The 13,250-nt window shown below is 46.6% G+C and carries 10 protein-coding genes; 9 read left to right on the forward strand and 1 reads right to left on the reverse strand.

The genetic code is table 11. From position 1 onward, the window contains the following. Positions 1-155: 155 nt before the first annotated feature. Positions 156-905, reverse strand: coding sequence for an NYN domain-containing protein (locus CEQ75_RS07040; protein ID WP_089609697.1), 750 nt, complete (start codon positions 903-905; stop codon positions 156-158). A gap of 265 nt (positions 906-1,170) precedes the next feature. Here CEQ75_RS07040 and smc point away from each other — a divergent pair, with 265 nt between their 5' ends. The 9 genes from smc to CEQ75_RS07085 all read left to right on the forward strand — a co-directional run bounded on the left by smc (position 1,171) and on the right by CEQ75_RS07085 (position 12,909). Beyond that, the gene (smc, locus tag CEQ75_RS07045) at positions 1,171-4,749 is read left to right on the forward strand and encodes a chromosome segregation protein SMC (RefSeq protein ID WP_089609698.1); all 3,579 of its coding nucleotides are present in this window, start codon (positions 1,171-1,173) and stop codon (positions 4,747-4,749) included. 14 nt (positions 4,750-4,763) lie between these two features. Then, positions 4,764-5,528 carry an MBL fold metallo-hydrolase gene (locus tag CEQ75_RS07050; RefSeq protein WP_089609699.1) on the forward strand — a complete coding sequence of 255 codons (765 nt, stop codon included), beginning with the start codon at positions 4,764-4,766 and terminating at the stop codon, positions 5,526-5,528. 118 nt (positions 5,529-5,646) lie between these two features. Further along, on the forward strand, positions 5,647-6,576 hold the full coding sequence (gene ftsY, locus CEQ75_RS07055; RefSeq protein WP_242965395.1) for a signal recognition particle-docking protein FtsY: 930 nt from the start codon (positions 5,647-5,649) through the stop codon (positions 6,574-6,576). After that, on the forward strand, positions 6,577-7,350 hold the full coding sequence (gene mtnP, locus CEQ75_RS07060) for an S-methyl-5'-thioadenosine phosphorylase (protein ID WP_089609701.1): 774 nt from the start codon (positions 6,577-6,579) through the stop codon (positions 7,348-7,350). It abuts the gene before it with no gap. A 26-nt stretch (positions 7,351-7,376) separates the two neighbouring features. Then, the gene (gene mtnA, locus CEQ75_RS07065) at positions 7,377-8,405 is read left to right on the forward strand and encodes an S-methyl-5-thioribose-1-phosphate isomerase (RefSeq protein WP_089609702.1); all 1,029 of its coding nucleotides are present in this window, start codon (positions 7,377-7,379) and stop codon (positions 8,403-8,405) included. Between the two features lie 28 nt (positions 8,406-8,433). Then, entirely contained in the window at positions 8,434-9,096 is a 663-nt protein-coding gene (locus tag CEQ75_RS07070) for a class II aldolase/adducin family protein (protein ID WP_242965396.1), read from the forward strand. A 13-nt stretch (positions 9,097-9,109) separates the two neighbouring features. Next, on the forward strand, positions 9,110-10,417 hold the full coding sequence (locus CEQ75_RS07075; protein ID WP_089609703.1) for an amidohydrolase: 1,308 nt from the start codon (positions 9,110-9,112) through the stop codon (positions 10,415-10,417). Positions 10,418-10,428: 11 nt separating this feature from the next. Further along, on the forward strand, positions 10,429-11,034 hold the full coding sequence (locus CEQ75_RS07080; RefSeq protein WP_089609704.1) for a DedA family protein: 606 nt from the start codon (positions 10,429-10,431) through the stop codon (positions 11,032-11,034). 159 nt (positions 11,035-11,193) lie between these two features. Continuing rightward, positions 11,194-12,909 (forward strand): catalase, encoded by a 1,716-nt coding sequence (locus CEQ75_RS07085; protein ID WP_089609705.1) that lies wholly within the window; start codon positions 11,194-11,196, stop codon positions 12,907-12,909. The last annotated feature ends 341 nt before the right edge of the window (positions 12,910-13,250 follow it).

Below are 13,250 nucleotides of genomic sequence, written 5' to 3' on the forward strand. Positions count from 1 at the left end.
TTTCACCACCACTTAAAAGCCGCCGCCCAGGGAGAGCGGCGGCTTCGTTATTAAATTCCAAGACTCCCACTTCTATAAGTGGGAGCTCCTATTTTACTTCAGAAGGGGTAGATTCCCCATCTGAAGCCCCGATGTTCAGCTTTAGCTGAACGAGTTCACTTGATTTTTATGTATTTATGGGTGATATTGGGATTACTCGTTCTGCGGGATTGGATTTCAAATTTCTTTAAAGAGGAGATCAAAGGCGTCAGTTTGGCGTGACCGTAGTTTCTGGTATCAAAATCAGGATAACGTTTATTCAGCCTTTTTCCTACTTCTCCTAAAAATGCCCAGCCATCCTCATCAGAACAATCAGTGACAATAGTCCTGATGGCTTCGATCAGCTCTTCAATATTAGCCATACCGTCTTGCGGGGGTTCCTGTTTCTCGAACTTCTTTGTCCCATTGGTACTGAAAGTATCAGCAGGAATGGCTGCCAGGACTTCCAGGTATTTAAATTTTTCACAGGCGGCGATAAAGGGCTGCGGCGTCTTTTTTTCGCCCATACCGATTACATACATCCCCGCTTCTCTTAAGCGGGATGCCAGCTTGGTAAAATCGCTGTCACTGGACACAATGCAAAAACCATCAACATTCTTGGAATAAAGTATATCCATGGCATCGATGATTAAGGCAGCATCGGTGGCATTTTTACCTGTGGTACAGCTATATTGTTGAATGGGTGTTATAGAGTAATTAAGAAGTACTGTTTTCCAGGATGCCAGTTGAGGTTTGGTCCAGTCTCCATAAATTCTCTTATAGGTGGGGATGCCATGGTTGGAGATTTCATCAAATATGTATTTTATATATTTTTCCGAAACATTATCGGCATCAATTAAAACGGCTATCTTTTTATCATTTTCCATTTAATATCCTCTGATTCACTCTGTATTAATTATTTAGACGTGTATTCTAAAAAAATTATAATACTTATTGTCTGCTGAGTCAAATAGCACTTCAGCCGAAAACTAACTGCCACTGATACCAAGAACTGCGTTCATGGCCCCCTCCGGATATTGGACTGTATCTTTTTCCTTAAAATCTATCAAGATATGCGTTTAAATGTATCTGTCTTGACTTGTTCCGATATGGTAAAATAAAGTTTGTGAAAGATTTATTTGGGAGGACAAGATGCATCTTAAATCAATTGAGCTACAGGGATTTAAATCCTTTATCCATAAAACGAAACTGGAATTCGGGCCAGGGGTATCTGTGATTGTAGGGCCGAATGGCAGCGGCAAATCCAATATCACCGATGCCATTCGCTGGGTTTTGGGAGAGCAAAGTGTCAAAACCTTGCGGGGCAGCAAAATGGAGGACGTAATTTTTTCCGGTACCAAAAAACGTAAGCCTTTGGGGATGGCAGAGGTCTGCCTGGTGCTGGACAACAGCGATGGTTTTTTGCCTTTGGAATTTAATGAAGTCAGCATCATCCGGCGCACCTATCGATCGGGAGAAGGTGAATATTTGATTAACAATGCGCCTTGCCGTTTGAAGGATATCCATCAGCTTTTTCAGGATACCGGCATGGGGACGGATGGTTTTTCCATTATCAGCCAGGGCAAGGTGGATGAAATCTTATCTGCCAAGGCGGAGGATAGGAGAAGCATTATTGAAGAGACTGCCGGGATCGTTAAATACCGGAACCGGAAGAAGGAAGCTGCCCGTAAGCTTCAGGATACGGAGCAGAGTCTGGACCGGATCCGGGATATTATTTATGAGCTGGCATCACAAGTGGAACCTCTGCGGGAGCAAGCGGAGCGCGCGGAAGAGTACCGGGCTTTAAAGGAAGAAAGTGATCGTCTGGAAATAAACCTATTGGTTCATACCATGGAGGATACGTGGGCAAAGTTAAATGAAGCTCAGACGACGGGAGAAAAGAAACAACAAGAGCTTATGGAAACGGAAGCCCAGCGGGGAAAAAATGAAGCTCATATTGAAGAATTGCGTCTGCGGTTAGCAAAATGGGATGAAGAGATTAATGGCCTGCAGCAAAATGTGTTTCAGGTCTTTCGTCAGTTGGAACAAGAGGAGTCGGAAGGAAAACTAAAGAGAGCTCGCCGGGATGCAATCAGAGAAGAACTTGGGAAATACGAGAAGGAAATTGAGACATTGATTCAAGGATCATCCCAATTGGCTCAAAATATCGCCCTGGAAGAAGAGCGTTACCATACCTTACAAGGATCTGTACGGAATTACCGGGATTTGATCAAAGCCCGGGAGGATGCCCAAATGGAAAAATCCAGCGGGATTATCACTATGGAAAGAAATATTGAAAATTTAAAAAATAATTCCTTTGACCTGATGCAGCATATGGCTGAATTACGGAATAAAATTTCCGCCTGCAGCCAAAAGGCAAAGACATTAGATCATCTATGGTCCAAATCAAAAGAGCAGGAAAAGGAATTCATGCAATTTATGGAGGAAAACGAGGAAAAGCAAAAGGAATTGGGCGTCGGCACAGAGGGGATGCGCCGGGAAATGACATTGGCGGAAGAAAGCTTATCTCATTTAACCCAAAAAATCCGCGTCACGGAAAAAACAGCAGAGCAGCTGAACGCCCGGCAGATGGACCAAAGAGAGCAGCTGCAATCTTCCAAAGCTCGGCTCAATTTATTGCAGGAAATGCAGCACGATTATGAAGGCTATTTTCCTGGGGTCAAAGCGGTTTTATTGGCTGCCCGGAAAAAACATTTAGCGGCAGCAGGGGTCGTTGGGGTGATGGCGGAATTAATCAAGGTGCCGGACCGGGTGCGTCTGGCCGTGGAAACGGCCCTGGGGGGCGGCCTGCAGGATATTGTTACAGAAACAGATGTGGATGCCAAAAAAATGATTGAGTATTTAAAAGGCATCAAAGGAGGACGGGCTACTTTCTTACCCCTGAATGTCATTCATCGGCCGGAAAACCAAGAATTAACGATGAAGATTCAAGGGCAAAAAGGCGTGCTGGGTTTTGCATCTGAATTGATCACCTGTGAGACAAAAGTGCGTCCGGCGGTGGATTTTCTTTTAAAACGGATTCTGGTGGTAGAAGATATGGATGCCGCCTTGATCGCGGCCCGAACCCTTAAGCATCAGGTTAGGATCGTTACCTTGGAAGGGGATCAGATTCATTCCGGTGGTTCTTTGAGTGGCGGCAGTCAACAAAAGAAAGGGGGCAATCTCTTATCCCGTATCAATGAGATGGGTGTATTAGAGCAAAGGGTCAAAAATCTGACCCGGGAATTTCAAATATCAGAACAAAGCCTGGCAGATTGCCGGGAAGGACTGCAGCGGGAGAAAAATATCCTGGAGCAAAAACAAGACCAGCTTCGGGAATGGGAACATCAATTGCTGCAAAATCAGCGGGAAGAGGGTCAGCTTAAAGAAGCCCGTACCATGGCCGAAAAGAATCTACAGGCAGTGCGTGAGGAAATTTTTGATAACAGACGGGAAAAAGAAGCACTGCATCGGGAAGAAAAGTTGCTTACCGAAGCAAAAGCAGAACAGGAAAAGGAAAATGAGAATTTGACGGCCGCTCTTTTGTCTCTTCAAGAAGAACTAAAAGAGCAAAAGGCAAATTTAAATGAAAAAAGTGATGATTTGACCGCTGCAAAAGTCAAGCTGGCCGGAGTGACCCAGGAAGAGGGGGAGGTAGTGCGGACCCTGCAACGTCTCAGTGAAGAAAAGGAAAGCCGCCATGCTCTCCAGGCCAAAAAACAAGAGGAAGCCAGGATCCTGGAATTGGAATTGGCAGAGAAGGAAACCGGGATTTTGGAGGGAAGCAAGCGGCTCTTGGATTTGAGCCGGGAAAAAGAAGCACTGGAAGGCCGGTTGAATGAGGAAAAACACAACCGCACAGCGGAACATCAGTATCTTACCGGGCTGGAAAAGGAAGACCGGGAAATGAGTAAAATCCAGGCCCAGTTAAACCAGGAACTGCACCAGTGGGAATTAAAAAGGAACCGCTGGGAGATGGAATGGGAGAAGCAAAGGGAAAGAATGGAGGAAAAGTTCAGTTTAACCTTTGAAAAAGCACTCCTGAAAAAGGAGGAGCTGCCCTCTAGAAAAGGGGCGACGATGAGAATTAATGAGATCGCCCGGGAAATAGACGCTTTGGGAACCATTAATCGGGGCGCGATCGAAGAGTATCAAAGGGTCTCTGAGCGATATGCATTTTTAACGGAGCAGCAACAGGATTTGGTCGAAGCTAAAACATCCCTGTTTAAGGTCATCGGTGAGATGGATCATATTATGATCCGCCGTTTTCAGGATACCTTTGAACAAGTTAGTTTCCATTTTAACGAAACTTTTACCAAGCTTTTTGGCGGCGGCAGTGCCCAACTGCGCTTGACCGATCAGGAAAATATCTTAGAGACCGGTGTAGATCTGGTGGTGCAGCCTCCGGGGAAAAAATTACAGCATCTTAATTTGCTCTCCGGGGGAGAAAAGGCCATGACGGGGATTGCCCTTCTTTTTGCCATTCTCAATGTCAAGCCCAGCCCTTTTTGCGTCTTGGATGAAATTGAGGCAGCTTTGGATGAGGCCAATGTGGATCGCTTTGCCTCCTATATGCATGAACTTTCTCAAGTAAGTCAATTTATCGCTGTTTCCCACCGCCAGGGAACCATGGAGATCGCAGATGTGTTGTATGGCATTACCATGGAGGAAAACGGGGTCTCCAAATGCTTATCTGTAAAACTGTCGGATCTGGAAGTGATTAGTGCTTAAAGAAAGAGGTGGTTATGATCTGTCAAATTACCTACGTTGCCAATGCCGGTGTATTACTGGATTTTCAGGGCCAACAAATCCTGATTGATGGATTATGCTCTGCCGATATTGCACCCTTTCATGGGCTGCCGGAACCTATTAGAAAGAAAATCATGGAGAGCATCCCTCCTTATCATAATATTCAATTATTACTTTTTACCCACCATCATGGGGATCATTTTGATGCTTCCAGCACGGTGCAGTTTTTGGAAAAGCACCCCCAAGCCTGTGTCATCGGCAGTCAGGAAACCATTGATCAGATTGTGCATTTGGAGGCGAAGCTGATTTCCCGGAGTTTCAGTCAGGAATCTGCACCCAGGCAAAGGAATAGATGTTTTCAAAGCCGAGATCTTGCCGTTCATTTATGCCCCATGGTTCATATGGGACGGGACTATGAAAAAGTGGATCATCTTGCCTATCTGATTGAAGGAATGGGCAAGAAAATTCTCCATGTGGGTGATGCCAATCCCGTTTCGGAAAACTTTGAACATCTGTATCTGCTGGAGTCTTCAGTGGATTTATTGATTGCTCCTTTTCCCTATCTGACCCGTCCTTCAGCACGGCAAGTGATTGAAAATTATATCCGGCCGAAACAAATTGCTGCCCTTCATCTGCCCCGGAGGGAGAGGGATGATGAGAGATGGATTGCGGCGACGATGAAAAGCTATCATCGGGTGCAGGACCATTTTATCCCCACCGTTTTCTTTAAAGAAACAGGTGAGAGCATCAAGATCTCCTGATCTTTGGTGGGAGCGGTTTTCTTAAATTCGTCCGGTAGTAATCATAAAATTAGTATGATAAAATATGGATAAGGCCAGGAGGCCAATAGAACAAGGTGCAGATAAGGAGGATTACGGGTTGGGTTTTTTTAATAAGTTAAAAGAGGGTTTGACAAAAACCCGTCAGGGTTTTGTGGAGAAGGTCTCCACGGTGTTGACCTTCAACAAAACCATTGATGAAGATCTTTTTGAAGAGCTGGAAGAAACGTTGATTCAAGCCGATGTGGGCGTCAATACCTCCATGAAACTGGTGGAAACGATGCGGCGGCGCGTGAAAGAAAGAAAACTGAAGGATGCTTCCCAGCTTCGGGAAGTCATGAAAGAAGAAATTGCTCATATCTTAGTAGGGGACAATGACGAACTGGGCTTAAATGTGGACAAAGACAAAAAGAATGTCATTTTAGTGGTGGGGGTCAATGGGGCCGGTAAAACCACCACCATCGGCAAACTGGCTCATCGTTTGAAGAAGGAAAATCATCGGGTTTTGCTTGCGGCAGGAGATACTTTTCGGGCCGCGGCCATTGATCAGCTGCTCATTTGGGGTCAGCGGGTCGGGGTAGAGGTTATTCACAATCAGGAAGGGTCTGATCCCGGGGCTGTTGTGTTTGATGCCTGTAAATCCTTAGCTTCCCGTCGGGATAATGTGCTGATCATTGATACCGCCGGTCGGCTGCAAAATAAAACTAACTTAATGGAAGAGCTGCGCAAGGTGGGAAAAATCCTTGCTCGGGAATTACCGGAGGCGAATGTTGAGGTTCTGTTGGTTTTGGATGCCACCACCGGCCAAAATGCCATTTCCCAAGCCCAACTGTTCAGTGAAGTGGTCAACGTAACCGGGATTTGCCTTACGAAGCTGGATGGTACCGCAAAGGGTGGTGTCATTGTGGGTATTCGGGATGAACTGAAAATCCCTGTCAAGCTGATCGGTATTGGAGAAGGGATTGATGATCTGAAAGATTTTCAGGCTGAGGAGTTTGCCGAGGCCTTATTTGCAGAGGAGGAAGCATAAATGGCACCCAAAATCGCAATTATTGGAGGAACCGGCGTTTACAATCCGGATATTTTATCAGATGTTCAGGAAATGATTGTGGAAAATGTGTACGGCAAAGCGAAGATGGCAAAGGGCACTTACCAGGGAAAAGAAATCATCTTTCTGGCTCGCCATGGCGCCACTCATTCCCTGCCGCCCCATTTAATCAATTACCGGGCGAATATCCGGGCCTTAAAAGAGATGGGTGTGGAAAGGGTGCTGGCTACGGCGGCAGTAGGTTCCCTGAATGAAACGATGGCCCCGGGAAGCTTTGTCCTGGTGGATCAGTTTTTAGATTTCACCAAAAACCGCATCAGTACTTTTTTTGATGGAGGGGAACAGGGGGTTACCCATACGGATATGACCAATCCTTATTGCCCTCAATTAATAAAGGTTCTGGCCCAAGAGGGGCAGAATTTGCCGATTACGGTGCATCAAGGAGGCACTTATGTTACTGCGGAAGGACCTCGTTTTGAAACACCGGCAGAAATTCGCATGTTTAAAATGCTGGGGGGAGATGTGGTTGGTATGACCAGTGTCCCGGAAGTGGTTTTAGCTCGGGAAGCGGGCCTTTGCTATGCCACCATTGGCATGGTGACGAATTTTGCCGCCGGCATTTCTCCCACGGAGTTATCCCACCAAGAGGTACTTGATGTGATGTCTGAGAACAGTGCTAATTTGTCCAAACTACTGATGAAAACAGTGGAAAATATGCCGGAGGAACGTACCTGTAAATGCGGCATTGCTTCTTGAAATAAATGAAGGATAGGTGGTTCTCGATGCTTGAAACCATGCGCTGGGCAGACCATCAGCTGATTTTATTGGATCAGACCAAGTTGCCCGGCGAAGTGTGTTATTTTACCTGTACAAACTATCAAGATGTGGTTGACGCCATCAAAAGGCTGGTGGTACGGGGTGCTCCTGCCATTGGTGCTGCCGCGGCCTACGGCATGGTTTTGGCTGCCTGGTCAGGGAGTCAGAAGGACTCGGCCGCTTTTCATGAAGAACTGGGTCACGCTGCCCGGGAATTAGCAGCTTCCCGACCTACGGCGGTCAATCTTTTCTGGGCTTTGGACCGGATGAAGCAACGCATAAACCCGGCGCAAGCACCGGCCATGATCTATCAAACCCTCCTTGAGGAGGCTCATGGAATCCTAAGGGAGGATCTGATCCTGAATCAGAAAATGGGCCGGCTGGGCCAAGAGCTGATTCCTCAAGCAGGGTCAATCCTCACTCATTGCAATGCCGGAGCATTGGCCACGGGCGGCTATGGCACCGCTTTGGGTGTGATTCGTGCCGCCCATGAAGCCGGGAAAAAGGTGCAGGTTTTCGCGGATGAAACCCGGCCTCTCCTCCAGGGGGCCCGCCTGACAGCTTTTGAATTGATGGAGGAAAATATCCCCGTGACCTTGATTACGGACAGTATGGCAGGTTCTGTGATGCAAAAGGGGTGGGTTGATCTGGTGCTGGTGGGAGCAGACCGGATCACAGCCAACGGCGACGTGGCCAATAAAATCGGCACTTACAGCCTGGCGGTATTGGCTCATGCCCATGGCATCCCTTTTTATGTGGCGGCCCCGGTCAGTACCTTTGATTTAACTCTTGCTGCGGGGGAGGATATCCCGATTGAAGAAAGAAGCCCGGAAGAAGTACGGAACATTTTCGGGTTTCAGAGCGCGCCCTTGGATGTACCTGTATTTAATCCGGCTTTTGATGTCACCCCCCATCATTTGATTTCGGCCATTATAACGGAAAAAGGTATCATCCACCATCCTGATCAGGAAATTATTAAAAAAATAATCCTATAAGTGAACAGCCGGTCTGAGGAGGATTTTTGTGATTATTCATTCTGCAGTACAATTAAAAGATCAAATCATCCAGGTGGGTAAAAAGCTGGTTGATGCTCAGCTGGTGGTGGGTACCTGGGGCAATATCAGCTGCCGCGTTCCCAACCATAAAAACTATCATATTACCCCCAGCGGGATGATTTATCATCAATTAAAATCGGGGGATATTGTGACCATGAATTTCGCCGGGGAGGTTGTAGAGGGAGACAGAAAACCTTCTTCAGAATTCATTCTGCATCAAGAAATCTATAAAGCACGATCCGACGTAGGGGCTGTCGTTCATACTCACAGTAATTATGCCTGTTCTTTTGCCGTAGCCCAGGAACGGATTCCCCCTGTTTTAGAGGAAGCGGCCCAGTTAATTGGCGGGCCGGTGGAAGTTGCCCGTTACGCACCCCCCGGTTCTCTGAAATTGGCTATTCATGGGGTACGCGCCTTGGAAAACAGGAATGCCGTACTTTTAGCGAACCATGGTGTCGTGGCGGTAGGACGTTCCTTGGAGGAAGCTTTTACCGTAGCTGTATTAGTGGAAAAACTCGCCCAGGTTTTTTTAAACGCCAAATCTCTGGGCACGGCCCATGTTTTGAATGATGTGGAAACCAAAAACTTGCGAGAAAGTTTCTTGAAACATTACGGACAAAGTAAGAAGTAAATGAGGTGCAAGGATGAAGATATTAATTAAAAATGCTCTGATTTACCCCATGACAGAAGAAGCAGCCGCAAGGGAAGAACCTTGTATCCGGGGAAATATTGCAATTTCTCAGGGCAAAATCAGCGGGGTGGGGCAGATCTCGGATGAGGAGGATTTTGACAAAATCATTGACGGCACCGATTGTGTGGCCATCCCAGGTCTAGTCAATACCCATACCCACGGGGCGATGACACTTTTGCGCAGTTATGCTGACGACATGCCCTTAATGGATTGGCTGCAGAAAAAGATTTGGCCGATCGAAAATTTGATGACCGATGCAGATATTTATTGGGGTACTTTGCTCAGCATTGTAGAAATGATTAAGTCCGGCACCACCACCTTTGCAGACATGTATATTATGATGGATCAAGTGGCCCGCGCGGTAGATGAAAGCGGTATGCGGGGGGTATTGGCCCGGGGGATGACCGGCCTGGGTGCTAATGGGGAGAAGGCCTTGCTTGAATCCGTTGATTTTATCAAAAATTGGCAGGGCAAGGGAGAAGGACGGATTACCACCATGATGGGCCCTCATGCCCCTTATACCTGTCCGCCGGATTTTCTGAAAAAAGCCCTCAGCTATGTGGAACAGCTAGGTGTGGGCATCCATATTCATTTAGCAGAAACCCTGACTGAAGTGGCTGATATCGAAAAAGAGTACGGTAAAAGGCCTGTTGCCTTGATGGATGAGGTCGGTTTGTTTCAGCATCATGTTTTAGCGGCCCATGTGGTTCATGTCAATGAGCAAGAGATAGAACTCCTAGCTGATAAAAAGGTGAAAGTTGCCCATAATCCTCAAAGCAATATGAAGCTGGCCAGTGGCATTGCTCCTGTGGCTCAGATGCTTAAGAAAGGGATTACTGTTGCCATCGGTACGGACGGCGCTTCCAGCAATAATAATTTGGATATGATTGAAGAGATGAGAACAGCCAGTTTTCTGCAGAAGGTAGCTGCCATGGATCCCACAGTTCTTCCAGCTTATCAGGTACTGGCAATGGCAACCCGTAACGGCGCCGATGCTTTGAATTTAACCGGGGAAATCGGTCAGATTGCGGTGGGGAAAAAAGCAGATATCATCTTGGTTGACTTTCATCAGCCCCATCTTTATCCTCATCATGATGCAGCAGCTCACCTTGTCTACGCCGCCAAGGGGAGCGATGTTAAGACGGTTCTGATTGATGGTAAGGTCGTGATGGAGAACCGTCAACTGCTGACTCTGGACGAAGAACGCATTTTGTATGAAGCTGAGAAATGCACCCGCCGGTTGGTAGAGCAAGTGAATTAAAAGGAGCGGTTATGCAAAATTGGATTATCAGCCTCATGGGGCAATATGGCTACTTAGGTGTATTTTTGTTAATTACTTTGGAAAACGTTTTTCCGCCAATTCCTTCGGAAGTCATTCTCGCTTTAGGCGGATTTATGACAACTTATACGGATCTGACTGTTTTTGGTGTGATCATCGCTGCCACCGTGGGATCTGTTTTTGGCGCCATGATCCTTTATGGCATCGGGTATCTCATTGATGTCGATAAGCTGGAAAAAATTGTTGGGCGTTTCGGTTATTTTCTGGGCTTAAAGGTAACGGATGTGCACAGGGCCGGTTCCTGGTTTCAGCGTTATGGATATTGGACCGTGTTTTTTTGCCGCATGGTTCCAGTGATTCGCAGTCTCATTTCCATTCCTGCCGGGATGTCTCAGATGAAATTTCCCCTTTTTCTTGTCTATACTATCGCGGGAACGCTGATTTGGAACACCATTCTCGTGCAGGCGGGGGCGTTCCTGGGCGCATCCTGGGAAGATATCATCAAATTTATGAATACATATTCTTACGCTACGTATACAGTGCTGGGTCTGGGGATTTTGGCTTTTATTATTTTCCGTTTGATGAAGAAAAAATCCTAAGGATTTAAAAGCACGGGGGGAAAGCTTTTTAGTTTTCTTAATGAATCTATAACTTAAAATTTAAGAATACATATGATATAATGATAATAATTAGCAAAATGCTTATTAATATATACTCTTGCTTTCACAATAGTAAAAATGATGAGAGAGGTGATTAGCATGACAAACAATGATCCCATGCAAAAGAACAGGTTAGGTGAACCTTTACCCAGCCGAAACGATGTCAAAGGTGAACATGCCGGTATAACGCGTGAGAATGGTGCCCCAGTGATCAACAACCAAGATACGATGACCGCTGGACCAAGAGGGCCCCAAGTCCTTCAGGACGCCTGGCTGCTTGAGAAGCATGCTCATTTCAACCGCGAGCTTATCCCGGAGCGGCGCATGCATGCCAAAGGATCCGGAGCCTTCGGTGAATTCACAGTCACACACGACATCACGAAATATTCGAAAGCGAAGATTTTTTCCCAGGTCGGGAAGAAAACCAAGATGTTCATGCGCTTTTCTACAGTAGCCGGTGAGCGGGGTGCTGCCGATGCAGAGCGGGATATCCGCGGTTTTGCCATGAAATATTACACCGAAGAGGGGAACTGGGATCTTGTAGGCAATAACACACCTGTTTTCTTTTTTCGGGATCCGAAAAAATTTGTTGATCTGAATCATGCTGTTAAGCGTGATCCCCGCACCAATATGCGCAGTCCCAATAATAACTGGGATTTTTGGACATCCCTTCCTGAATCATTACTCCAGGTATCGATTATCATGAGTGACCGGGGTATTCCTTCTTCTTACCGTTATATGCATGGATTCTCCAGTCATGCATACAGCCTGATTAATGCAGCCAATGAGCGGGTATGGGTTAAATTCCATTTTCGCAGTCAGCAGGGCATCCAGAACTTGACGGACCAGGAAGCGGAAATGGTGGTGGCAAAGGATCGGGAAAGTCATCAGCGAGATCTCTATACAGCCGTCGAGAAGGGAATCTTCCCTAAATGGACCATGTTTATTCAGGTTATGACAGAAGAACAAGCCAGAAACATGCCGTATAACCCCTTTGATTTGACTAAAATGTGGTTTAAGAAGGATTTCCCGCTGATTGAAGTGGGCGAAATCGTACTTAACAAGAATCCGGACAATTATTTTGCCGACGTTGAGCAATCAGCCTTTAACCCCGCCAACAATGTGCCGGGTATTGGTTATTCTCCGGACCGTATGCTTCAGACCCGGTTATTTGCTTATGGAGACGCCCAGCGCTATCGTCTTGGTGTCAACCATCATCAGATTCCTGTCAATGGCCCTCAGGGAGTAGAAAATCCTCATAGTTTTCATCGTGACGGCCAGATGAGAGTGGATGGAAACATGGGCAGCGAGCTTCATTATGAGCCCAACAGCTATGGCAATTGGACCGACCATCCCCAGACCGCCGAGCCGATTCAAGAAGGCGGCGATGTCTATCAGTATGACTTCCGTGCTGATGACCATGATTATTTTACTCAGCCGGGAATGCTTTTCCGAGGGATGAGCCCTGAACAAAAGCTGGTACTTTTTGAAAATACAGCACGGAACCTGGGGGACGCGACGCTGCAGATCAAGCATCGCCATATTAATCATTGTTACATGGCCGATCCCGAGTATGGCAAAGGAGTGGCTGAGGCTCTGGGTATCTCTTTTGACGATGTGGATCCGACACCGATGAAATCTGACAGCCACGATGCCTGGGTGCAGGATAATGCTCGTGGAGGGATAGACCTAAACGTGCCTACCATGCCTGCTAACCCTGCTACTGCCAAGGATTTGCCCCAGAACGGCCGCGATACCAATGCCAAAGATCCGGCTAGTTTGCATAGCTGGAAAGATGATCCCCAGTTGTTGTAGTGGGCACTCGGCAAGAAAACCCCAATTATAATTATGATTGCCGATGATTTATTTTCGATAAAGGACGCTTAGTTCCTGATCGGTTCAACTAACTGTCAGTAGGGGATGAAGAAAACCCCTGCTGACAGAAGTTTCGCTTTTTGAGGATGAGGTTCAAGACGCCAGCTGCTGTTTTGCACCTCATCTTTCTGTTTTGCCCATGAAAATCAGGGAACAAATGACCCAATTATTTCGTCAATAAGTTGGTAAAGTTTCTGCTATCTTTGGACTATGGATGGAGCTCCTGAAACTCTATAAAAAGTTCGAAAATTTGCAGGAAGATGAATGCCTCTGAGGGAATT

It is taken from the genome of Dehalobacterium formicoaceticum, from assembly GCF_002224645.1.
GTDB lineage: Bacteria > Bacillota > Dehalobacteriia > Dehalobacteriales > Dehalobacteriaceae > Dehalobacterium > Dehalobacterium formicoaceticum.

What these genes read in the sequence shown, in the direction of transcription:
- CEQ75_RS07040 (WP_089609697.1), bottom strand. Translation starts at nt 905, where the DNA reads ATGGAAAATGATAAAAAGATAGCCGTTTTAATTGATGCCGATAATGTT.
- smc (WP_089609698.1), top strand. Translation starts at nt 1,171, where the DNA reads ATGCATCTTAAATCAATTGAGCTACAGGGATTTAAATCCTTTATCCAT.
- CEQ75_RS07050 (WP_089609699.1), top strand. Translation starts at nt 4,764, where the DNA reads ATGATCTGTCAAATTACCTACGTTGCCAATGCCGGTGTATTACTGGAT.
- mtnP (WP_089609701.1), top strand. Translation starts at nt 6,577, where the DNA reads ATGGCACCCAAAATCGCAATTATTGGAGGAACCGGCGTTTACAATCCG.
- mtnA (WP_089609702.1), top strand. Translation starts at nt 7,377, where the DNA reads ATGCTTGAAACCATGCGCTGGGCAGACCATCAGCTGATTTTATTGGAT.
- CEQ75_RS07075 (WP_089609703.1), top strand. Translation starts at nt 9,110, where the DNA reads ATGAAGATATTAATTAAAAATGCTCTGATTTACCCCATGACAGAAGAA.
- CEQ75_RS07080 (WP_089609704.1), top strand. Translation starts at nt 10,429, where the DNA reads ATGCAAAATTGGATTATCAGCCTCATGGGGCAATATGGCTACTTAGGT.
- CEQ75_RS07085 (WP_089609705.1), top strand. Translation starts at nt 11,194, where the DNA reads ATGACAAACAATGATCCCATGCAAAAGAACAGGTTAGGTGAACCTTTA.